Here is a 21,903-nt window from a genome sequence, read left to right on the forward strand (position 1 = left end):
TCACACCGGGCGGACGACTCCCAGGATCTCCATCGAGCCCGCGCCCGCGAGGGTGATGTTCCGTCCCGGGCGCGGTGCGTGCACCATCGTCCCGTTGCCGACGTACATCCCGATGTGGCTCGCGTCCTTGAAGTAGACGATCAGGTCGCCCGGCCGCATGTCCTTGACGTCCACGCGCGGCAGCAGCCGCCACTGCTCCTGCGAGGTGCGCGGGATCCGGAGGCCCGCCGCGCCCCAGGCGCTCTGGGTCAGGCCGGAGCAGTCGAAGGAGCCGGGGCCCTCGTCGCCCCAGCCGTACGGCTTGCCGATCTGGGCCGTCGCGAACTCGACCGCCTTCAGGCCCTCCGCGGTCGCCTCCGCCCTCAGCCCCTTGAGGGCGCCGGCGTCGAGCCAGGTCCGCTGGGCGTCCTTCTGGGCCTGCTCCTCCAGGCGGCGCAGCCGCTCCCGCTCCTCGGCGGCGAGCTCGGACTCCAGCTTCCTGGCCGCGTCGATCTTGGCGTTGATCTCCTTGCGCGCCGCGTCCTGCCGGACGCGGTTGGCCTCCAGCCGGGTCCAGTGTTCGCTGGCCTCCTTGGCGTAGACGTCCAGCGAGGCCTGGGTGCGGGTCATCTCGGCGAGGAGGTCCTTGGTGGCCTTCGCGCCGTCCTTGATGCGTCCCGCGGCGTCGAGGAAGAGCTGCGGGTCGTTGGTGAGGATGAGGTGCGCGCCCTCGGGCAGACCGCCGTTGCGGTACTGGGCGCGGGCGGCGGCGCCCGCCTGGATCTTGAGGCCCTCGATCTTCTCGCGCCCCTCCGTGAGCATCCGGTTGACCCGGACGATCTCGGTGGACTGCTCCTTGGCCTTCTCCTCGGCGAGGTTGTACGCGTCGGTGGCGACGGCGGCCTGCCGGTACAGACCGTCCATCTCCTTGCGCACCTCCTCCAGGCTCTTCTTCGGCGGGGGAGGGGGCAGCGGCGCGGCGGAGGCCTGGAGGGTCAGCGCGGGGGAGGCCAGCACGGCCAAGGCGCAGATCACGGTGATCGCGGCGGCACGGCGGCGTCGGTTCACGAGCTCCCCCTCTGGTGACCCACAACTGATTTACCGTCAGTAACCTGGCGGTGACCTTGGCGATAGTGCCATGCGAAACCGGAAAGTAACAAGGGAAAGCGAGGCCTGTCGGACGTGTTCCCCCCATGGGTGACGTAAGGGGCGGGAGTGGCGTTCCACAGGTGGCGAGAATTCGGCGGGAGTGGGGGCGGGAAGGGGATCGGCCGTTCGGCCGAGGCCCCCGGCGGGCCGTCACGTCCACGGCGCCGGCGCCCCCCGCCGCACCGTCACGCCCGCGGCACCGGCGCCTCCCACCGCACCGTCACGCCCGCGGCACCGGCGCCTCCCGCCGCACCGTCACGTCCGCGGTGCCAGCGCCTCCCAGCGCACCGTCACTTCCCCCTGCCGCCACCGCCGGGGACCGTCCGTCAGCGGCCAGTCCGCCGCCAGGTCGCGCACCGAACGGATCCAGCGCTGGCGCGCGCCGAGCGAGGCGTACGGGGCGGCCGCGGCCCATGCCCGGTCGAAGTCCCGGAGGAAGGCGTGCACCGGCTCGCCCGGCACGTTCCGGTGGATCAGCGCCTTCGGCAGTCGCTCCGCCAGGTCGGAGGGGCGGTCGAGCGAGCCGAGCCGGGTGGCGAAGGTCACGGTGCGGGGTCCGTCCGGACCGAGCGCCACCCACACGTGCCGGCGCCCGATCTCGTCGCAGGTGCCCTCCACGAGCAGCCCGCCCGGGGCGAGCCGTGCGCACAGGCGCTCCCAGACCGCCGCGACCTGCTCCTCGTCGTACTGGCGCAGCACGTTCGCGGCCCGGACCAGGGCGACCCGGCCGGGGACCGGCACCTCGAAGCCGCCGTGCAGGAAGGAGAGCCCCTCGTGCTCGTACGGCCGGGCGGCCTCGACCCGGGCGGGCTCGATCTCGACGCCGTACAGCCGGGTGCGGGGATCGGCGGTGCGCAGCCGGGCGAGCAGTTCGACGGCGGTCCAGGGGGCGGCCCCGTACCCGAGGTCGACGGCGAGGGGCGGCTCGGGGGAGCGGCGCAGGGCGGGCCCGTGGACGGCGGCGATCCAGCGGTCCATGCGGCGCAGCCGGTTCGGGTGGGTGGTCCCGCGGGTCGGGGCGCCGACGGGGCGGGTGGTGCGCGGGGCCATGCCAAGAGCGTAAGGGGTGCGGGGGAGGGGCCGCGCGTCCCGCCCTCCGGCAATGAATTGGCAAAGCGCCCCCGCCACCGGAAATGAAAGGGGCCGTTCCGGTGTTGTCGCGGCTGGAGGACGTACCGCGTCCTCCAGTCGCCATGCCCGACCCGGAACGGCACGCCCCGGGCCGGCCCGGATCGGTACGGCCCGATCCGGTCCGACCCGAAGACCGAAGACCTGAAACCAGCAGACGACGACCGGCCGACGACCGGCCGAACGCACGCCGAAGACCGAAGGCCCCGGTCCGAGCTCCGACCCCGGCCCCGGTCCCGGCCCCCGAGCGGAAGGACCGCCGACGTGAGCCAGTACGTGTCCCGGTTCGCCGGTACCCGGCACCGGCACCCGGCGCCGGCCCGGCTCCGGCTTCCCGGCCGGCCCCGGCCCCCCCGGCGCGTGGCCATGCTCAGCGTCCACACCTCGCCGCTGCACCAGCCGGGCACCGGCGACGCGGGCGGCATGAACGTCTACATCGTCGAGCTGGCCAAGCGGCTCGCCGCCCTCGACATCGAGGTGGAGATCTTCACCCGGGCCACCACCGGCGGCCTCTCCCCGGTGGTCGAGCTGGCGCCGGGCGTGCTCGTGCGGCACGTCGACGCCGGCCCGTACGAGGGCCTGGCCAAGGAGGAGCTGCCGGCCCAGCTCTGCGCCTTCACGCACGGCGTGATGCAGGCGTGGGCGGGCCACCGCCCGGGGTACTACGACCTCGTCCACTCCCACTACTGGCTCTCCGGGCACGTCGGCTGGCTCGCCGCCCAGCGCTGGGGCGTCCCGCTGGTCCACGCCATGCACACCATGGCGAAGGTCAAGAACGCCTCGCTCGCCGAGGGCGACACGCCCGAGCCCGCGGCCCGCGTGATCGGCGAGACCCAGATCGTCTCCGCCGCCGACCGGCTGATCGCCAACACGGCCGAGGAGGCCGACGAGCTGGCCCGCTTCTACGACGCGGAGCCCGGCAAGATCGCCGTCGTCCACCCGGGCGTCAACCTCGACCGCTTCCGCCCCGCCGACGGCCGCGCCGCCGCCCGGGCCCGGCTCGGCCTGCCCCGGGACGCCTTCGTGCCGGTCTTCGCCGGCCGGATACAGCCGCTGAAGGCCCCGGACATCCTGCTCCGGGCGGTAGCCCGGCTCCTGGACCGGGACCCGTCGCTGCGCTCCCGCATGGTCGTCCCCGTGGTCGGCGGCCCGAGCGGCAGCGGCCTGGCCAAGCCGGAGGGCCTCCAGAAGCTCGCCGCCCGGCTCGGCATCGCGGACGTCGTGCGCTTCCACCCGCCGGTGGGCCAGGAGCGGCTCGCGGACTGGTTCCGCGCGGCCAGCGTCCTCGTCATGCCCTCGTACAGCGAGTCGTTCGGCCTGGTCGCCATAGAGGCACAGGCGGCCGGCACCCCGGTCGTCGCGGCGGCGGTGGGCGGTCTGCCCGTGGCCGTGCGGGACGACGTGACCGGCTTCCTCGTGCAGGGCCACGACCCGGCGGACTACGCGCGGGCGCTCGGCCGCTTCGCGGACGACCCGTCCCTGTCGGACCGGATGGGCGAGGCGGCGGCGGCGCACGCGAGCTCCTTCGGCTGGGACACGGCGGCCTCGGCCACGGCGGACGTCTACACGGCCGCCGTGCACGACCACCGGCTGCGCGACAACCGGCGTCGCGTACGCTCCCACCATGGCTGAGGACAAGACCGCCGAGGACGTCAGGCAGACGATCGAGTCCACGCTCGACGACGCGGAACTGGAGTGGGAGTCCCCCGCGCCGGGCTCCTACGTCGTCAAGCTCCCGGGCACGCGCAAGCTCTTCACGACGCTCTCCCTCCGCGCGGGCCGCCACTCCCTCTCCCTCAACGCCTTCGTCGTCCGCCACCCGGACGAGAACGAGGCGGGCGTCCACCGCTGGCTCCTGGAGCGCAACCTCAAGCTGTACGGGGTGGGTTACGCGGTCGACGGCCTCGGCGACGTGTACCTCACCGGCAAGCTCCCGCTCGCCGCCGTCACGCCCGGGGAGCTGGACCGGCTGCTCGGCTCGGTCCTGGAGGCGGCGGACGGCGACTTCAACACGCTCCTGGAGCTGGGCTTCGCCACGTCGATCCGGCGCGAGTACGCGTGGCGGGTCTCGCGGGGCGAGTCGACCCGGAACCTGGACGCGTTCAAGAACCTGCTGGCGAAGACGCCGGAGGACCCGCCCACGGAGCAGACGGAGCCGACGGACCGACAGGGGCCCCTCGCTCCTCCCGGCCCTCCCGGTACCGCCCCGGCGTGACCCCGAACTCGCGCCGGAACGCGTGCGAGAGCGCGTACGGCGTGCTGTAGCCGACGCGGCGGGCGACGGCGCCCAGCGGATCCGCGCCGTTCCGGAGCAGGGCGGCGGCGCGGTTCAGCCGCCACCAGGTGAGGTACGCCATCGGGGCCCGGCCGACGCGGGCGGTGAAGCGGCGGACCAGGGTGGCGCGGGAGACGCCCGCCTCGGCCGCGAGCCGGTCGACGGTCCAGGGCGCGGCCGGGTCGGCGTGCAGGGCGCGCAGCGCGGCGGCGGCCACCGGGTCGCCGAGGGCGGCGGGCCAGACGCCGCCCGCGCTCCCGTCCGTGCCCCCGTCCATCCAGGACCGGATCATGTAGACGAGCAGCAGGTCGAGCAGGCCGGGCAGGGCGATGCCGGACCCGGGCCGCTCGGCCTCCTCCCCGCCCAGCTCGACCGCCAACAGGCTTACGGCGGCGCGGAGTTCGGGGGAGGCGCCGTCGCGGTCCGGCAGGTGGACGAGGGAGGGCAGTTCGGCCAGGAGCGGGTGCGCGTGGCTGCGGTCGAGCCGGTACTTGCCGCAGAGCATCACCACCGCGGGCTCTCCCGGCCGGGGCGCGGGCACGGTCCCGCTCGCCGGACCCCCGCCGCCCCGGTGGACGAAGGGCTCGGCCCGCGCGACGGTCTCCGCGTCGGCGGGCGAGTCGGCGATCACGTGCCCGGTCCCGTGCGGGAGCAGCACGGCGTCCCCCGACCCGAGCGCGACCGGATCGCCGCCGTCGGGCAGCAGCCAGCAGGAGCCTTCGAGGAGGACGTGGAAGCCGGCGCCGTCGTACGGTTCCAGCCGCGCGCACCAGCGCCCGCCCGTTCGCAGCCGGTGGGAGAAGGGCCGCCCGACCCGTACGGCCGAGATCGCGTCGCTCACCACGTCCATGGGCGGCACCGTACCGCCGACGGGGCGTGAGCCGTACGCGTATCCACGGGAGTCGCGGGAGCATTGAACGGCTCACCGGGGCCTCCCTAGGGTCGACGGCATGAGCGACGGCGTGAGTGGCGACATGGGTGGCGACGGTACGAGCGGTGACGGCGTGGGCGGTGACGGCAGGAGTCGGGAGAGCGCGCAGCGCATGGTCCTGGGGGACGTCGAGGTCATCCGGGTCGTGGAGTGGCGGGGCCCGTTCGGACCCGCCCGCGACCTGGTGCCGGGGGCCGGGCCCGGCCTGTGGGAGGACAACGGGGCGTGGCTGGTGCCGGACCACTGGAACCCGGCCGACGGCAGTGCGCGGATGGCGCTCCAGAGCTGGGTGCTGCGCAGCGGGGGCCTGACCGTCCTGGTCGACACGGGGGTGGGCGACGGGCGCGAGCGCCCGGGGGCGCCGCTCTTCCACCGGCGGCGGGACGGCTTCCTCGGGAGCCTGGAGCGGGCGGGCGTGCGGCCCGAGGACGTGGACGTGGTCGTGAACACGCACCTGCACGCGGACCACGTCGGCTGGAACACCCGGCCCGGTGACGCGCCGGGCGAGTGGGTGCCGGCCTTCCCGAACGCCCGGTACCTCCTCCCGGCGGCCGACGACGCCCACTTCGGCCCGGGGAACGCGTACGGCGGCGGGCTGCGCGCGCAGGACCGGCTCGTCTACGAGGACAGCGTGGCGCCCGTGCACCGGGAGGGCCGGACGGTGCTGTGGGACGGGGAGCACCGCGTCGACGGGAACCTGGTGCTGGAGTCGGCGCCCGGCCACACGCCCGGCTCCGCGGTGCTCCGGCTCGAATCCGGGGGAGACCGGGCGGTCTTCGTCGGGGACCTCGTCCACAGCCCCGTACAGCTCCTGGACCCCTCGCACGGAAGCTGCTTCTGCATGGACCCGGCGGGGGCGGAGGCGAGCCGCCGCCGGATCCTCGAACGGGCGGCGGACCGGCGGGAGCTTGTCGTCCCCGCGCACTTCGGCGGGGCGGGAGCGGCCGAGGTGCGCAGGGAGGGCGGGGGCTTCGCCCTGAAGAACTGGGCGGAGTGGACGGGCCGGTGAGGTGCGGGGACTGACGGGTCGGGCGCCGACGGGGCGGCTGTCGACGGATCAGGAGCCGACGGGGGAGTCCTCGGCGTCCCCGCCCTTCACGACGACGGGAGCGGGCGCGGGAGAGGCCAGGGGACCGGGCACGGGAAGGGGCGCGGGCGTGGGCGCGGGAACGACGGCCCCGGTCTTCCCGGCCTCCCCGGTCTTTCCGACCTCCCGCACCTCCCCGACTGCCCCGGTCTCCCCGGTCTCCTCGGCGAGGGCCTTCCGCAGCCGGGTGGCGTAACCGGCGGCGGCGAGGACGCCGATCACGGCGGTGGCCGCCCAGAGGACGTCGGGGCCGGGCCCGTCGACGACCGCGCCGGCGAGGATCGGGGCGACGAAACCGGCGACGGACCAGGAGATGCCCATGACGCCCTGGTAGCGGCCGCGGGCGTGCTCGGGGGCGAGGCGGGCGGTGGCGGCGGCGTTGGTCGGGACGTGGATCATCTCGCCGACGGTCCAGACGACCACGGTCGCGGCGAAGGCGACGGAGGAGCCGGCGAGGGCGGTGGCGCCGGTGCCGAGGCCGAAGAGGAGGGAGGAGAGGGCGAGGAGGAGGACGGGGGAGCGCTTGTCGGTGAGCTTGTTGACGAGGAGCTGGAAGCCGACGATGACGAAGCCGTTGACGGCGATGACGACGCCGTAGGACGAGGGGGGGAGCCCCTGGTCCGCCATGGTCAGGGGAAGCCCGATCCAGGGAGCGGTGAAGACCAGACAGACGAGGAGGTTGAGGAGGACGAGCGTCCGGAAGGGCGCGTCGCGCAGCACGGTGAGCGTGCTGACCTTCTCCTCGGCGGCGGGCTTCCCCTCCTCCCGGGGCGGCCGCTCGGGCCGGGTCTCGGGGAGCCGGAGGAAGACGATGACGGCGCACAGGACGGTGGCGACGGCGTCGACGACGAAGAGGGTGCGGTAGCCGAGGAAGGCCGCGGCGCCGCCGCCGATCGCGGCGACGGCGAAGCCGAGGTTGAGGGCCCAGTAGTTGAGGGCGTAGGCCCGGCGCACGTCGTGGGCGGGGACCATGTCGGCGATGGTGGCGTTGATGGGGGGCCGGACGGCCTGCATGGCGACGCCCATCAGCAGGACGACGACGGCGATGCCCCAGGCACTGGTGACGACGGCGAGGGCGGCGGCGCAGGCGGCGCCCGCGAGGTGCATGGTGACCATGGTGGGGCGGCGGCCCCAGCGGTCGGTGAGCACGCCGCCGAGCGGGGAGCCGGCGATGCCGCCGAGACCGTGGAGGGCGACGACGAGCCCGGCGAACCAGGCGGAGTGCCCGAGTTCCAGGGTCAGGTAGAGGGAGAGGAAGGTGAGGACGAAGGCGCCGGTCCGGTTGACGAGGGTGGAGAGCCAGAGCCACCAGAAGCCGGGCGGAAGACCGGAGACCGTCTCGCGGGCCGATCGTCTGAGCGTACTGATGGACATGTGTGGCGCTCCCTGGCGTAAGTAAGCCCCTATGCGGCTCTGCGTAACTTACGCATCTCTCATGCCGGACACCACCGGATTGACGACGCGCGTCAATCGTCGGAGGTCGATTAGGCTCGTACGCATGGCCGACGCACCGTACAAGCTGATCCTCCTCCGTCACGGCGAGAGCGAGTGGAACGAGAAGAATCTGTTCACCGGATGGGTGGACGTGAACCTCACCGCGAAGGGCGAGAAGGAGGCGACGCGCGGCGGCGAGCTGCTGAAGGACGCCGGCCTGCTGCCCGACGTGCTGCACACCTCCCTCCAGAAGCGCGCCATCCGCACGGCGCAGCTCGCCCTGGAGTCGGCGGACCGTCACTGGATCCCGGTGAACCGCTCCTGGCGCCTGAACGAGCGCCACTACGGCGCCCTCCAGGGCAAGGACAAGGCGCAGACGCTCGCCGAGTTCGGCGAGGAGCAGTTCATGCTGTGGCGCCGCTCGTACGACACCCCGCCGCCGCCGCTGTCGGACGACAGCGAGTACTCGCAGGCCCACGACGCCCGCTACCAGACGATCCCGCCGGAGCTCCGCCCGCGCACGGAGTGCCTGAAGGACGTCGTCGAGCGGATGCTCCCGTACTGGTACGACAACATCGTCCCGGACCTCCTCGCCGGCCGCACGGTCCTGGTCGCCGCCCACGGCAACAGCCTCCGCGCCCTGGTCAAGCACCTGGACGGCATCTCGGACGCCGACATCGCGGGCCTCAACATCCCGACCGGCATCCCCCTCGCCTACGAACTCGACGAGGACTTCAAGCCCCTCAACCCGGGCGGCACGTACCTCGACCCGGAGGCGGCGGCCGCGGCGATCGAGGCCGTGAAGAACCAGGGCAAGAAGAAGTAGCCCCGCCCCGACGCACGGACGAGCCCCCCGCCCGCGGATCCTCCGCCGGTGGGGGGCCGGTTCGTTCCGCGGGCCGCCGGCGCGGTGCGCGCCGGAGTTGACGCCCCGGGGCGCGGGCCCGGTGTCCCGGAGGGGCCCGCACGCCGTTCCGCCGACGGCGGAACACCGGCCGGACCGGGCCCGGCGCTCCTACGGTCCCGTGCCATGACGACGATCACGACGCGCACGGTCGCGTACCCGGCGGACGGTCTGACGATGATCGGACACCTCGCGCTCCCGGCCGGTGCCGGCCGCCGGCCCGCGGTGCTGCTCGGGCCGGAGGGCACGGGACTCGGTGACGTCGAGCGCCGCCGGGCCGACGCCCTCGCCGAGCTGGGGTACGTGGCGCTGGCCTTCGACCTCCACGGCGGGCGCTATCTGGACGATCCCGAGGAGATGCTGGCCCGTTGCCTGCCGCTGCTCGCCGACCCCGACCGGATGCGGGACGTCGGTCGTGCGGCACTCGACGTGCTGCGCGCCGAACCGCGGACCGATCCCGAACGGATCGCCGCCGTCGGCTACGGCACCGGGGGCGCCATCGGGCTGGAACTCGGGCGCGCCGGCGTCGACCTGCGCGCGATCGGGACGGTCAACGCGACCACCACGGGCCGGCCGGGCGAGGCGGCGCGCATCCGCTGCCCGGTGTGGGCCGGGGTCGGGTCGGAAGACCCGATCATGTCCCCCGCGCAACGGGAGGCGTTCACCGCCGAGATGCAGGCCGCGGGCGTCGACTGGCGCCTCACGGTCTACGGCGGCGCCCTGCACGCCTTCCACCACCCGCCGGTCGACCACCCCACGGTTCCCGGCGTCGGCCACCATCCCGAGCACGCGCGGCGAGCCTGGCGCGACGTCGTCGACCTGCTCGCCGAGTGCCTGCCCGTGCCGGAGGACCCGGGGGCGTGAGACCCGGGCCCCCGGCCGCGCTCCGCTCCGCCGGACCCCCGCACGGGCGGGGCCGATCCGGGCGTCCTCCTCCGCACGGGCGGCCCGACGGAGACCGGGCGGCACCGCGACGAGGCGCCCGTGGCGGGCGGCTGAGCGGCGAGTACGTCACCGGGTGACGGCGCCGACGGGCGGCGGCGGACGCCGCGCGGTGCGGTACGGCCGTCGGCGCTCAGGCACCGGCGGGATCGTCGGCGACCCCGAAGTGCTGGGAGACCTCGTCGAGCGTGAAGCGGGCGCGGAGCTTGCAGGCGGAGTTCTGGTTGGCGAAGAAGCCCGGGCGCCACAGGGCCTGTTCGCGGGGCACGGCGCGTTCCCACGCGACCGGAACGATCCACTCGCGCCGGTCCTCCCCGTCCTGCGGGACCGCCTCCCCGCTCCGCGAGGCCGCCTCCCCGTCCCGCCGGGCGGCCTCCCCGTCCCGCGAGGCCGCCTCCCCGTCCCGTGCCGCGTCCGACCCGGCCGGGCGGTACGCGCCCGTCAAGGGCAGCTCGGCCATGCGCCTGCTCTCGCCGTCCACGTCGAGGAGGGCGTCCTCGAAGGGCTGCGCCTCGCCCGACACCGTGCCGACCCCCACGTACCCTGCCTTCGGGATGTGGGTGAACACGCGCGCGCCGACCGGCAGGGAGCGGATCGTGCGGGAGAACCACTCCCCGCCGCCGGCCGACACGAAGCCGTAGCGGCGCGCGTCGTCCCAGTTCCGGCCCTCGCGCTCGTCGCCGAAGGAGACGTACCAGTCCGTCCCGTTCCAGGGTTCCTGCTTTCCGCGCGCCTTCGCCCCCGCCGACGGCGCCGCCGCCTCCGCGTCGTCGATCAGCCAGGTGCGGGCCAGGTAGGAGCGCCCCTCGTCCTCGAAGTACCGGAAGAAGAGGACGTTGACCGGCACCTGGAACCCGGAGGCCAGGTAGCCGACGATCCGCTCCGTCGCCGCGTCGACCTCGCTCGCGACGATCGTCAGGGAGTGGGTGGAGTTCAGGGCCTCCGGCGGGCTGCCGCCGAACCGCAGCGCGAAGGCCTCGTCGAGCTCCTCCGGCAGGCTCCGCTCGCGGGCGTACGCGCCGTAGATGTCGCGCACCTGCTCGTTGGACAGCTCCTGGACCCAGGAGCCGTAGTCGAGGACCTGCGCGACCACGTCACGGGGCGTGCGGTCCCGCTTGAGTTCGAGCACGTGCAGGCTCCCCTCGGCGTCCATGCCGAGCAGGTCCACGAACTTCCCGTGCTGCGTCGGCACCTGACGCCCGATCAGCATGAGGGGCGTCCCCAGGATGCCCGGATCCGCCTCGATCAGCCCTTCGAGCCGGGACTCCAGCGGCATCGGCCGCGTGACGACCCGTACGGGCTTGTCGTCCACTCGCCACAGTCCGAATTCCAGCGGCATGCGTGTGCTTCCCTTCCCTCGGAACCCCTCGCTCAGAACCCCTCGCAGGCCTTCTCCCGGAAGTCCTCCAGCGGTGCCGTCCCGATCATGTCGTCCGCTCCGTACCGCACCTGACCAGGAGTCAGGGCCGCCAGGTCCTCCGTCGTGAACGAGACGCCGGACGTCGACCAGGAGTCGTCCTCGGTCCAGGCGTACATCCTGTACGCCTGCCCGGGGGCCAGCCGCCCGAAGGGCTTCTCCGCGGTCCAGCCGTCGCCGGGGGAGGCCAGGGGCCAGGTGGTGAGGCCGGTGATCGGGCCGTCGTGCTTCCAGACGCCCGCGTCCTCCTGGGCCCCGGGGTCCTCGGCGTCGGTGTGCAGCGTCGCCCCGTCGACGTGCTCCTCGCACATCGCGATCACCCCGACCGGCGAGCCGTCCTTCCCCACCGTCACCCCCGCGACTCCCGCGACCGGCACGGTGCAGCCGGAGAGGAGCGGTGCCGCGCCCACGGCGGCGGCCGCGGCGGCGATGGCGACGAGCGGAGCACGGCGTATCGGCATGGGCGCATTCTGGCGTACGAGGGGAGGCGTGGGGAGCGTCGACCGGGAGGGGCGTCGGCCGGAGGGCATCGGCCGGGAGGGGTGTCGATCGGAGGGGCGTCGACCGGAGGGCATCGACCGGGAGGGGCGTCGGCCGGAGGGCATCGGCCGGGAGGGGTGTCGATCGGAGGAGCGTCGGCCGGGGGGAGCCTCAATCGGAGGAGACTCGACCGGAAGGAGCCTCGACCGGAGGAGCGCAAATTCGGACGACGGATCCGCACGCCCCCGCTAGCGTCCGGACCATGAGCAACGCCCCCGGCGCCCCGAGCGCCTCCCTCCGCCTCCAGGAGGTCACCCCCGCCACCGTCGACGCCGCCCTCGACCTCCGCGTCCACCCCCACCAGGAGCGGAACGTCGCGCCCGTCGTGCGGTCCCTCGCCGAGGCCTACGCCTTCGGCGAGGCCGCCTGGCCCCGGCTGATCCTCGACGGCGAGCGGCTCGTCGGGTTCCTCATGGCCTTCCTCGACCTCCCGTGGAACGAGGAGGACCCCGATGACCGGCGCAGCGGCCTCTGGCGGCTCAACATCTCCGCCGACGCGCAGGGCGAGGGGTACGGGCGCTTCGCCGTCCTCTCCGTCGCCGACGAGCTGCGGCGGCGCGGCACGCGGCGGATGTACGTGACCTGGCAGCCCGGCGACGACGGGCCCGGCGCGTTCTACCGCCGGCTCGGGTTCCGCACCACCGGGGAGACGAGCGGAGAACAGGTCGTCGGCGTGCTCGACCTGTAGGGAAAGACGAAGGAGGGGTGCGGCAAGCCGCACCCCTCCTGTACGCGGGATCCCTCCCGTACGCGGGAACCCGCCCGCGCGCGTTCTCGTACGCGCGCGTTCCCGCCCGCGTCAGCCCGAGCAGCCCCCGCACTGGCACGGCCCGCCCGACTGGCAGCCGCAGCCGCAGCCCGAGCCGCAGCCGCAGGCGCCGAGGACGGGCAGCAGGACCGCCTCGCGCGGCGGCTCCGTCCCGGAGTCGGTCGTCATCGGGGAATCGGCCATGGGGTCCCTCCCTTTCGAGGCGCGGATCGCCTCCCCCCATTGCATGCCCACCCGCACCGGCGCATCAACGGCGCACCGGAGCCCGTGCGACCACGCGCCCCCCGGAGGGGCTACGCGCCCTCCACCGGCGCGTCCGCCGCCTGGAGCTCGTCCGCGTGCTCGCCCGTCACCAGGTACACCACCCGCTTCGCCACCGACACCGCGTGGTCCGCGAACCGCTCGTAGTACCGGCCGAGCAGCGTCACGTCCACGGCCGTCTCGATGCCGTGCTTCCACCGGTCGTCCATCAGGTGCCGGAACAGCGTCCGGTGCAGCAGGTCCATCTCGTCGTCGTCCTGCTCCAGCTGGAGCGCCAGGTCGACGTCCTTCGTGATGATGACCTCCGCCGCCTTCGCCATCAGGCGCTGCGCGAGCTGTCCCATCTCCAGGATGGTCGCGTGCAGGTCCCTCGGCACGGCCGACTCCGGGAACCGCAGCCGCGCCAGCTTCGCGACGTGCTGCGCCAGGTCGCCCGAGCGCTCCAGGTCGGCGCTCATCCGCAGCGAGGTCACCACGATCCGCAGGTCCGTCGCCACCGGCTGCTGGCGGGCGAGCAGCGCTATCGCCCGCGCCTCCAGGTCGTGCTGGAGGTCGTCGACCTTCTGGTCCGCCGCGATCACGCTCTCCGCGAGCTTCAGGTCCGCGTCGAGCATCGCCGTCGTGGCGCGCCCGATCGCCGACCCGACGAGCCGGGCCATCTCGACCAGGCTCTCTCCGATCGAGTCCAGTTCCTCGTGGTACGCGTCCCGCATGGATGTCCCTCTCTACGCAAAGCTGCAAAGCTCCGGAGGCCCCGGGGGCTCCGGAGGTCCCGGGGTACGGGTGGGGTCCGAACCCCACGCTCCCACGTTCGGCCCCCTGTGCGTCCGGCTCCACCCCCTCGTGTGAACCGCCCCCGTCCCCCAGGTGAACTCTGGGCGACGCACGCCACCGCGCCCGCCGGGGCAAGTGAACCGGCCGGGTCTCCACGGTGAACTCTGGGCGACGACTGTTCGAGCAGCCACTCGGACGGCTGGGAGAGTGTCCGGAAGCCCGCATAACCTTGGGGCATGGACGTGAACGCGGCGGTCGCCGCATTGGCAGCGATCGCCGGCGTGTGCACCGGCGTGATCGCCATGCTGGCGTTCCGCTGGAGCGAACGCGACCAGACGCGCCCCACCCGTACCTCGCTGCACACCGACGCCGTGCTCCCGCCCGGCGTCGACACCGTGCTGTCCGTACTGCGCTCCTCCGCGGTCGTCCTCGACGAGAGCGACTCCGTGGTGAAGGCCAGCTCGGCGGCGTACGCGCTCGGTCTGGTCCGCGGCGGCAAGCTGGCCGTCGAACCCATGCTCAACATGGCCCGCGACACCCGTCGCGACGGAGAGATACGGCAGGTCGAACTGGACCTGCCCCGGCGCGGCACCGGACGCGGCGAGGCCCTCGCCGTCTCCGCCCGCGTCGCCCCGCTGGGCTCCCGGCTCGTACTGCTCCTGGTCGAGGACCTCACCGAGGCCCGGCGCATCGAGGCGGTGCGGCGGGACTTCGTCGCCAACGTCAGCCATGAGCTGAAGACGCCCACGGGCGCCCTCTCCCTGCTGTCCGAGGCGGTCATGGACGCCTCGGACGACCCCGAGGCGGTCACCCGCTTCGCGGGCCGGATGCAGATCGAGGCGACTCGCCTCACCAACCTCGTACAGGAGCTGATCGACCTCTCCCGCGTGCAGAACGACGACCCGCTGGAGGACTCCGAGCCGGTGTCCGTGGACGAGCTGGTCGCCGAGGCGATCGACCGCTCCCGGCACACCGCCACCACCAAGCAGATCACCATGGCCTCCGGCGGGTCGGCCGGACTGCACGTCTGGGGCAGCCGCGGCCAGCTCGCCGCCGCCCTCGGCAACCTCGTCGAGAACGCCGTCAACTACTCACCGGCCCACACCCGCGTCGGCATCGCGGCCCGCAAGATCGCCGCGCCCGGCGGCGACCTCATCGAGATAGCCGTCACCGACCAGGGCATCGGCATCCCCGACAAGGACAAGGAGCGCGTCTTCGAGCGCTTCTACCGCGTCGACCCCGCCCGCTCCCGTGCCACCGGCGGCACGGGCCTGGGCCTCGCCATCGTGAAGCACGTGGCCGCCTCGCACGGCGGGGAGGTCACCGTCTGGAGCACCGAGGGTCAGGGCTCCACCTTCACCCTGCGGCTGCCCGAGGCGGGCTCCGCACGGGACCGCCGGCCCGCCTCGTCCCCCACCCCAGATCTCATGACCGAACCGCTTCCCGCCCCGGAGGTCCTTCCGTGACCCGAGTGCTCGTCGTCGAGGATGAGGAATCCTTCAGCGACGCCCTGTCGTACATGCTCCGCAAGGAGGGCTTCGAGGTCGCCGTCGCGGCGACCGGGCCCGACGGCCTCGACGAGTTCGAGCGCAACGGAGCCGACCTCGTCCTCCTCGACCTGATGCTTCCGGGCCTTCCCGGTACCGAGGTGTGCCGCCAGCTGCGCGGCCGCTCGAACGTCCCGGTGATCATGGTGACCGCCAAGGACAGCGAGATCGACAAGGTCGTCGGCCTGGAGATAGGGGCCGACGACTACGTGACCAAGCCCTTCTCCTCGCGGGAGCTGGTCGCCCGCATCCGCGCGGTCCTGCGCCGCCGCGGCGAGCCGGAGGAGGTCACCCCGGCGGCCCTGGAGGCCGGCCCGGTCCGCATGGACGTCGACCGGCACGTGGTGACGGTCTCCGGCGGCAAGGTCGACCTGCCGCTGAAGGAGTTCGACCTCCTGGAGATGCTGCTGCGCAACGCGGGCCGCGTGCTGACCCGGATGCAGCTCATCGACCGGGTGTGGGGCGCGGACTACGTCGGCGACACCAAGACCCTCGACGTCCACGTCAAGCGCCTGCGCGCCAAGATCGAGCCGGACCCGGGCGCCCCGCGCTACCTGGTGACGGTCCGGGGCCTGGGCTACAAGTTCGAGCCGTAGGGGGTCCGCGTACGGACGCGGTCCCGCTCCGCACGCGGGACCCGCGCCGTACGCGAGATCCGCGTACGACACCCGCACGCGAGATGCGTACGTGAGATCCGTACACGAGGTCCGCACGCGAGGTCCGCACGTGAGGTCCGTACGTGAGATCCGTACGCGAAAGGGGCGCCCCCCGGCGGGGGCGCCCCTTCACGCATGCCGGCGTACGGGCCTCAGTGGCCGGCCTCGTGGCTCGCCTCGCCCGAAGGCGTCGCGGAGCCCTCGGCGCCGTGCCCGGCACCCTCCTCGCCGCTCTCCGAGCCGTGCCCGGCCTCGCCCGACGGGGACGCCGAGGCGGACGGCTTGGCGGACGGGGGAGCGGGGACGACCTCCGGGCCGAACTCCTTGAAGTAGCTGTCCGCAGGGACGACGAAGGCCTCCAGGGCCACCTCGCCGGTCCGGCTCAGCTTGAAGACGACCTTCTGCGCGTCGCCGAGGCGGGCGGACTCGGTGCCGTTCTCGATCACGGCGGTGGCGTTGCCCGCGCCGCCGATGACGACGGAGCCGTTGGCCGGGACGGTGACCGCGCCGGAACCGCCGGCGGGCGTCAGCTTCACGGTGGCGCTCGAACCCGGCAGGGTGATGGCGTCGAGCGTCTGCGGCTGGGAGCCGTTGTTGAAGACCGTGGCCGAGACGGCCGCCGGACCCTTGACGCCGATCTCGGGCTGGGTGATGACCAGGGCGTTCTGGACCTTGACGTCGTCCACCGTGACGGCGGCGTTGTCGGGCCGGACGCCGAGCGTCTGCGCGTCGTTGCCCGCACCACAGGCGGACAGCGCGGCGACGGAGAACACGAGGGCGGTGGCGGCGAGGGCGCCGCGTCGAAGGCTGCGGCTCACGGCGGCGGCATCTCCTAGGACGTACGGACGGGTTTGGGTGTCAAAGCCAACTAAAGGCGTGTCAGCGCGCTTAGGTTACCGAGCCGCACTCTCCGTCCCGCACCCGACCCGCCCCTAACCGGTCGCGCCCGTCCCGGGCGGCCCCGGGAGGCGACCGCCGGACGGCGCCGGGGAGAACCGCCCGTCACCGCCCCGTGCTCGCTCCGCGTGGCCGGATCACAACCCATTGACCTGTTGTTCACATAACCGCCTTGATCAATTCGGGGGTCCCCCGCATTCTCCGGAGCCGCCCCTCCGGGAAATCCCGGACCGATCTCGGCCGATCTCGGCTGATCAATTTCGGGAATCACCCCGGGATGCATCCGTACGAGTGACCGATCCTCGAACGGAGCACGTGAAGAAGGCCACTCCGAACCCGACAAATCGGGACATGACTCCCTCTTCGTGAAGGCCCGGGTAGGTGTAACGTGCGCGTTTCTCTCCGTCCGCACAGCCGCTCCGACCTGCGAATACCCCCTTCCGGAAGCTCTCCGCAGCACGTCCGCGTCGCTGTTGTCAAGCCCCGAGATATGCCCTGACCTGCGAAAACGCCATTCAGAAGAAGCCGTATCCGTGTTACTCTTGATAGCCACGGAAGGGGTACCTGTCACATGACGTTCAAGGTTGGCGACACCGTGGTCTATCCCCATCACGGGGCCGCGCTGATCGAGGCCATCGAAACTCGCCAGATCAAAGGCGTGGACAAGACCTACTTGGTGCTCAAGGTCGCGCAGGGTGACCTGACGGTCCGCGTGCCGGCGGACAACGCGGAGTTCGTCGGGGTCCGCGACGTGGTCGGGCAGGACGGGCTGGACCGGGTCTTCGAGGTGCTGCGCGCGCCGTACGCCGAAGAGCCGACGAACTGGTCCCGTCGCTACAAGGCGAACCTGGAGAAGCTCGCCTCCGGCGACGTCATCAAGGTCGCCGAAGTGGTGCGCGACCTGTGGCGGCGCGAGCGCGAGCGGGGTCTCTCCGCAGGTGAGAAGCGCATGCTCGCCAAGGCGCGGCAGATCCTGGTCAGCGAGCTGGCCCTCGCGGAGAACACGAACGAGGACAAGGCCGAGGCTCTCCTCGACGAGGTCCTCGCGTCCTGAGCGTGATCCGGCCACGCCGGAGCGCGCTCCTCAAGTGAAGCGATGCCGCGGTGCCCGCTGGCGTGCTGTGATCCACACAGCGCCGTCGTCGGGCGCTGCGGCATGTTCGCATACCCACGTACTTCTTCGGACGTGGCTTCCCCGCACGGACCGTCCGCAAGGACCCGTCCGCACGGAACGGCCCGATGCGCAGGGAACCCCCGCTCCGTCCGAACCCCCTGTGCTGGGCGGCAACGCCTCGACCGTCGTCACGGAAAGGGCCCGGTCAAGGCGGAGCGTCCGGCACGGTGAGTGCCCTACCCATGTCGGCCGCGGAAACAAACCTGCCGGAGTGCAACCGATGTCAGACGAAGCGCGTCCCCGCCGTACCGCCGTCGTGATCCCGGCGGCCGGACGGGGCGTACGCCTCGGCCCGGGCGCCCCCAAGGCGCTGCGCGCGCTGAACGGCACCCCCATGCTCGTCCACGCCGTCCGCGCGATGGCCGCCTCCCGCGCGGTCTCGCTCGTCGTCGTGGTCGCGCCCCCCGACGGCGCCGCCGAGGTCAAGAACCTCCTCGACGCCCACGCCCTCCCCGAGCGCACCGACTACCTGGTCGTGCCCGGCGGCGAGACCCGCCAGGAGTCCGTGCGCCTCGGCCTCGAAGCGCTCCCCGAGGGCATCGACACCGTCCTCGTCCACGACGCTGCCCGCCCGCTCGTCCCCGTCGACACCGTGGACGCCGTCGTCGAGGCCGTACGGGACGGGGCCGTCGCCGTCGTCCCCGCGCTGCCCGTGGCCGACACCGTCAAGGAGGTCGAGCCGGCGGAGCGGTCCGGCGACCCCGAGCAGGTCGTCGCCACCCCGGTCCGCGCCCGCCTCCGCGCGGTCCAGACCCCGCAGGGCTTCGACCGCGACACCCTGGTGAACGCCCACGCCACCGTCGCCCTCGCCGGAGAGGGCGCCACCGACGACGCCGGGATGGTCGAGGCGCTCGGCGCGCCCGTCGTCGTCGTGCCCGGCCACGAAGAGGCCTTCAAGGTGACCCGCCCCCTCGACCTCGTCCTCGCCGAGGCCGTACTCGCCCGCAGGAGGGCCAACGATGGCTTCTGAGCCGATGAACCTTCCCCGCACCGGCATCGGCACCGACGTCCACGCCTTCGAGAAGGGCCGCGAACTCTGGTGCGCGGGCCTCCTCTGGGAGGCCTCCGAGAGCGACGGGTACGGACTCGCCGGCCACTCCGACGGCGACGTCGCCGCCCACGCCGCCTGCGACGCGCTCTTCTCCGCCGCCGGCATCGGCGACCTCGGCGCCCACTTCGGCACCTCGCGCCCCGAGTGGTCCGGCGCCTCCGGCACCACCCTGCTCGCCGAGGCCGCCCGGATCGTCCGCGCCGAGGGGTACGAGATCGGGAACATCGCCGTCCAGGTCGTCGGCGTCCGCCCCAAGGTCGGCAAGCGGCGCGACGAGGCGCAGAAGGCGCTGAGCGAGGCGGCCGGAGCCCCGGTCTCCGTCTCCGGCACCACCACGGACGGCCTCGGCCTCACCGGCCGCGCCGAGGGCCTCGCCGCCCTGGCGACCGCCCTCGTCTACCCCGTACGGCAGTAGGGGCGACGAAAAACGTGCCCCGTGGCCGGGAATAGGTCGCGGGGCACCACCACGCGCCCACTACCCTGGAGGAGTGACTATTCGCCTGTACGACACCAGCGCCCGGCAGATCCGTGACTTCACCCCGCTCACACCGGGCTGTGTCTCGATCTACCTCTGTGGCGCCACCGTCCAGGCGGCCCCGCACATCGGCCACATCCGGTCGGGGCTGAACTTCGACATCATGCGCCGCTGGTTCGAGTACCGCGGCTACGACGTCACGTTCGTGCGCAACGTCACCGACATCGACGACAAGATCATCGCGAAGGCGGCGGACCAGGGCCGCCCCTGGTGGTCCATCGGATACGAGAACGAGCGCGCCTTCAACGCCGGTTACGACGCGCTCGGCTGCCTGCCGCCCACCTACGAGCCGCGCGCCACCGGGCACGTCCCCGAGATGATCGAGATGATGCGCGGGCTCGTCGAGCGCGGCCACGCCTACGAGTCGGACGGCAGCGTCTACTTCGACGTGCGCTCCTTCCCGGGCTATCTGGAGCTGTCCAACCAGGACATCGACGACCTGCGCCAGCCCGACGAGGGCGTCTCCGGCAAGCGCGACCCGCGCGACTTCGCCATGTGGAAGGCGACCAAGCCGGGCGAGCCCGACTGGGAGACCCCCTGGGGCCGCGGCCGTCCCGGCTGGCACCTGGAGTGCTCGGCGATGGCCCACAAGTACCTGGGTTCCGCCTTCGACATCCACGGCGGCGGCCTCGACCTGATCTTCCCGCACCACGAGAACGAGATCGCCCAGGCCAAGGCCTTCGGCGACGCGTTCGCGCGGTACTGGGTGCACAACGCCTGGGTCACCATGAGCGGCGAGAAGATGTCGAAGTCGCTCGGCAACAGCGTGCTGGTGTCCGAGATGGTGAAGAACTGGCGGCCCATCGTCCTCCGCTACTACCTGGGCACCCCGCACTACCGCTCGATGATCGAGTACGGCGAGGAGTCCCTGCGCGAGGCCGAGTCGGCGTTCGCCCGCATCGAGGGCTTCGTCCAGCGCGCCACCGAGAAGGCCGGGGCGCCCGTCGCCCCCGCCGCCGAGGTGCCGCCGGCCTTCGCCGAGGCCATGGACGACGACCTGGGCGTGCCGCACGCGCTCGCGATCATCCACACCACCGTCCGCCAGGGCAACAGCGCCCTCGCCGCGGACGACAAGGACGAGGCCATCGCCCGCCTCGCCGAGGTCCGCGCCATGCTCGGCGTCCTCGGCCTGGACCCCCTCGACCCGCACTGGGCCGAGGAGTCCGGCGGCGGCGAGGAGCTCCACGGCGTCGTCGACACCCTCGTGCGGCTCGTGCTCCAGCAGCGCGAGTCGGCGCGCGAGCGGAAGGACTGGGCGACCGCGGACGCGATCCGCGACCAGCTCAACCAGTCCGGCCTCGCCATCGAGGACAGCCCCGACGGCCCCCGCTGGACGCTGGGCAACCGTTAGAAGACGTGCCGCTCGGACCTCCGGGCGGCACACTTCAGTTACAGACTTCGCACGTCAGCAGAGGAAACAGGTAGTCATGGCCGGGAACAGCCAGCGCAGGAACCGCCGCACGTCGAACAAGAAGGGCGCGACGGTCGGCAGCGGTGGCCAGCGGCGCAAGGGCCTCGAAGGCAAGGGCCCCACGCCCAGGGCCGAGGACCGCAAGGGCCACAAGGCCTACCGCGTCTCCAACGCGATGGCCCGCCAGGCGGCCAAGCGCAAGCCCGTCGCCCGCCGCGGCGGCAAGGGCCAGTCCGAGATGGTCGTCGGCCGCAACCCGGTCTTCGAGGCCCTGCGCGACGGCGTGCCCGCCACGACCCTGTACGTCCAGCAGTTCATCGACAACGACGAGCGCGTGCGCGAGGCCCTGAACCTCGCCACCGGCCGCGGCAACATCCACATCATGGAGGCGCCGCGCCCCGAGCTGGACCGGATGACGAACGGCCTGAACCACCAGGGCCTCGTCCTCCAGGTCCCGCCGTACGAGTACGCGCACCCCGAGGACCTGGCCGCCGCCGCGTTCGACGACCACGACGACCCGCTGATCGTCGCCCTCGACGGCGTCACCGACCCGCGCAACCTCGGCGCCGTCGTCCGCTCCGTCTCCGCCTTCGGCGGCCACGGCGTCGTCGTCCCCGAGCGGCGCGCGGCCGGCATGACCGCCGGCGCCTGGAAGACCTCGGCCGGCACCGCCGCCCGCACCCCGGTCGCCCGCGCCACCAACCTGACCCGCTGTCTGGAGCAGTACCAGAAGGCCGGTCTCACGGTCGTCGGCCTGTCCGCCGACGGCGACACCGAGGTGCACGAGCTGGAGGCCCTCTCCGGCCCGGTCGTCATCGTGGTCGGCTCCGAGGGCAAGGGCCTGTCCCGGCTCGTCGGCGAGACCTGCGACTTCCTCGTCCGCATCCCGATGCCGGGCGGCGCCGAGTCGCTCAACGCCGGTGTCGCCGCCGGCGTCGTGCTGTACGAGGCGGCCCGCCGCCGCAGGGGCTGACGGCCTCCGGGCCCACCGGCGGCCCCCGGCCCCGGCCGCGGCGTTGATCTTGACGGGTCTCGGACATTT

The 21,903-nt window shown here is 73.2% G+C and carries 22 protein-coding genes; 13 read left to right on the top strand and 9 right to left on the bottom strand.

Translation table 11 applies throughout. The features are described 5' to 3' along the window. Both ACIQKA_RS27130 and ACIQKA_RS27135 read right to left on the bottom strand, forming a co-directional pair. Positions 1–1,047, bottom strand: coding sequence for a C40 family peptidase (locus tag ACIQKA_RS27130; RefSeq protein ID WP_383151752.1), 1,047 nt, complete (start codon positions 1,045–1,047; stop codon positions 1–3). Between the two features lie 336 nt (positions 1,048–1,383). Further along, a complete protein-coding gene (locus ACIQKA_RS27135) occupies positions 1,384–2,178 on the bottom strand; it encodes a class I SAM-dependent methyltransferase (protein WP_383443994.1) in 795 nt (264 codons plus the stop codon). 342 nt (positions 2,179–2,520) lie between these two features. Between ACIQKA_RS27135 and mshA the strand changes: the two genes are divergently transcribed. Together mshA and ACIQKA_RS27145 are read left to right on the top strand one after the other, a co-directional pair. Further along, on the top strand, positions 2,521–3,888 hold the full coding sequence (gene mshA / locus ACIQKA_RS27140; RefSeq protein ID WP_383431397.1) for a D-inositol-3-phosphate glycosyltransferase: 1,368 nt from the start codon (positions 2,521–2,523) through the stop codon (positions 3,886–3,888). Then, positions 3,881–4,471: a YbjN domain-containing protein gene (locus ACIQKA_RS27145; RefSeq protein ID WP_402542667.1), complete on the top strand. Its 591-nt coding sequence runs from the start codon at positions 3,881–3,883 to the stop codon at positions 4,469–4,471. Before mshA ends, ACIQKA_RS27145 begins: the two co-directional genes overlap by 8 nt. Here ACIQKA_RS27145 and ACIQKA_RS27150 read toward each other — a convergent pair. After that, positions 4,359–5,381, bottom strand: coding sequence for an AraC family transcriptional regulator (locus tag ACIQKA_RS27150; protein WP_402542668.1), 1,023 nt, complete (start codon positions 5,379–5,381; stop codon positions 4,359–4,361). The two genes, ACIQKA_RS27145 and ACIQKA_RS27150, sit on opposite strands and share 113 nt — an antisense overlap. A gap of 193 nt (positions 5,382–5,574) precedes the next feature. On the opposite strand from ACIQKA_RS27150, the gene ACIQKA_RS27155 reads away from it, so the two are divergent. Next, a complete protein-coding gene (locus ACIQKA_RS27155) occupies positions 5,575–6,471 on the top strand; it encodes an MBL fold metallo-hydrolase (protein ID WP_383151814.1) in 897 nt (298 codons plus the stop codon). A 48-nt stretch (positions 6,472–6,519) separates the two neighbouring features. Here the strand turns inward: ACIQKA_RS27155 and ACIQKA_RS27160 are convergent, their stop codons facing one another. Then, positions 6,520–7,923: an MDR family MFS transporter gene (locus ACIQKA_RS27160; RefSeq protein WP_402542669.1), complete on the bottom strand. Its 1,404-nt coding sequence runs from the start codon at positions 7,921–7,923 to the stop codon at positions 6,520–6,522. A 124-nt stretch (positions 7,924–8,047) separates the two neighbouring features. Here ACIQKA_RS27160 and ACIQKA_RS27165 point away from each other — a divergent pair, with 124 nt between their 5' ends. Next, the gene (locus ACIQKA_RS27165) at positions 8,048–8,809 is read left to right on the top strand and encodes a phosphoglyceromutase (RefSeq protein WP_383151747.1); all 762 of its coding nucleotides are present in this window, start codon (positions 8,048–8,050) and stop codon (positions 8,807–8,809) included. 204 nt (positions 8,810–9,013) lie between these two features. Beyond that, positions 9,014–9,751 (top strand): dienelactone hydrolase family protein, encoded by a 738-nt coding sequence (locus ACIQKA_RS27170; protein ID WP_402542670.1) that lies wholly within the window; start codon positions 9,014–9,016, stop codon positions 9,749–9,751. A gap of 211 nt (positions 9,752–9,962) precedes the next feature. Here the strand turns inward: ACIQKA_RS27170 and ACIQKA_RS27175 are convergent, their stop codons facing one another. Next, entirely contained in the window at positions 9,963–11,168 is a 1,206-nt protein-coding gene (locus ACIQKA_RS27175; RefSeq protein ID WP_402542672.1) for an endonuclease NucS domain-containing protein, read from the bottom strand. A 32-nt stretch (positions 11,169–11,200) separates the two neighbouring features. Next, positions 11,201–11,707, bottom strand: a complete 507-nt coding sequence (locus ACIQKA_RS27180) for a hypothetical protein (protein ID WP_390110522.1) — start codon at positions 11,705–11,707, stop codon at positions 11,201–11,203. A gap of 281 nt (positions 11,708–11,988) precedes the next feature. Between ACIQKA_RS27180 and ACIQKA_RS27185 the strand changes: the two genes are divergently transcribed. After that, positions 11,989–12,474, top strand: coding sequence for a GNAT family N-acetyltransferase (locus ACIQKA_RS27185; RefSeq protein ID WP_383151741.1), 486 nt, complete (start codon positions 11,989–11,991; stop codon positions 12,472–12,474). Between the two features lie 111 nt (positions 12,475–12,585). On the opposite strand, the gene ACIQKA_RS27190 is transcribed toward ACIQKA_RS27185, so the two are convergent. Both ACIQKA_RS27190 and phoU read right to left on the bottom strand, forming a co-directional pair. Next, positions 12,586–12,738 carry a hypothetical protein gene (locus tag ACIQKA_RS27190; protein WP_366376031.1) on the bottom strand — a complete coding sequence of 51 codons (153 nt, stop codon included), beginning with the start codon at positions 12,736–12,738 and terminating at the stop codon, positions 12,586–12,588. Between the two features lie 110 nt (positions 12,739–12,848). Beyond that, entirely contained in the window at positions 12,849–13,529 is a 681-nt protein-coding gene (phoU, locus tag ACIQKA_RS27195; RefSeq protein WP_030221245.1) for a phosphate signaling complex protein PhoU, read from the bottom strand. A 297-nt stretch (positions 13,530–13,826) separates the two neighbouring features. Between phoU and ACIQKA_RS27200 the strand changes: the two genes are divergently transcribed. Both ACIQKA_RS27200 and ACIQKA_RS27205 read left to right on the top strand, forming a co-directional pair. Further along, entirely contained in the window at positions 13,827–15,056 is a 1,230-nt protein-coding gene (locus tag ACIQKA_RS27200) for a sensor histidine kinase (protein ID WP_383151740.1), read from the top strand. Continuing rightward, positions 15,053–15,733, top strand: coding sequence for a response regulator transcription factor (locus ACIQKA_RS27205; RefSeq protein WP_017242433.1), 681 nt, complete (start codon positions 15,053–15,055; stop codon positions 15,731–15,733). Before ACIQKA_RS27200 ends, ACIQKA_RS27205 begins: the two co-directional genes overlap by 4 nt. 212 nt (positions 15,734–15,945) lie before the next feature. Here the strand turns inward: ACIQKA_RS27205 and ACIQKA_RS27210 are convergent, their stop codons facing one another. Continuing rightward, positions 15,946–16,611, bottom strand: a complete 666-nt coding sequence (locus ACIQKA_RS27210) for a DUF461 domain-containing protein (RefSeq protein ID WP_383151739.1) — start codon at positions 16,609–16,611, stop codon at positions 15,946–15,948. 650 nt (positions 16,612–17,261) lie between these two features. On the opposite strand from ACIQKA_RS27210, the gene ACIQKA_RS27215 reads away from it, so the two are divergent. From ACIQKA_RS27215 to rlmB, 5 genes are all read left to right on the top strand, one after another. After that, positions 17,262–17,744, top strand: a complete 483-nt coding sequence (locus ACIQKA_RS27215; protein ID WP_003953493.1) for a CarD family transcriptional regulator — start codon at positions 17,262–17,264, stop codon at positions 17,742–17,744. Positions 17,745–18,084: 340 nt separating this feature from the next. Then, the gene (ispD, locus tag ACIQKA_RS27220; RefSeq protein WP_383151738.1) at positions 18,085–18,834 is read left to right on the top strand and encodes a 2-C-methyl-D-erythritol 4-phosphate cytidylyltransferase; all 750 of its coding nucleotides are present in this window, start codon (positions 18,085–18,087) and stop codon (positions 18,832–18,834) included. Continuing rightward, positions 18,824–19,330: a 2-C-methyl-D-erythritol 2,4-cyclodiphosphate synthase gene (gene ispF, locus ACIQKA_RS27225; protein ID WP_383151737.1), complete on the top strand. Its 507-nt coding sequence runs from the start codon at positions 18,824–18,826 to the stop codon at positions 19,328–19,330. Before ispD ends, ispF begins: the two co-directional genes overlap by 11 nt. 73 nt (positions 19,331–19,403) lie before the next feature. Further along, the gene (gene cysS, locus ACIQKA_RS27230) at positions 19,404–20,801 is read left to right on the top strand and encodes a cysteine--tRNA ligase (protein ID WP_383151736.1); all 1,398 of its coding nucleotides are present in this window, start codon (positions 19,404–19,406) and stop codon (positions 20,799–20,801) included. A 76-nt stretch (positions 20,802–20,877) separates the two neighbouring features. Further along, positions 20,878–21,834 (top strand): 23S rRNA (guanosine(2251)-2'-O)-methyltransferase RlmB, encoded by a 957-nt coding sequence (rlmB, locus tag ACIQKA_RS27235; protein WP_383151735.1) that lies wholly within the window; start codon positions 20,878–20,880, stop codon positions 21,832–21,834. Positions 21,835–21,903 lie beyond the last annotated feature (69 nt).

Origin of the sequence: Streptomyces sp. NPDC092045 (genome assembly GCF_044756005.1) — a bacterium.
Lineage (GTDB): Bacteria > Actinomycetota > Actinomycetes > Streptomycetales > Streptomycetaceae > Streptomyces.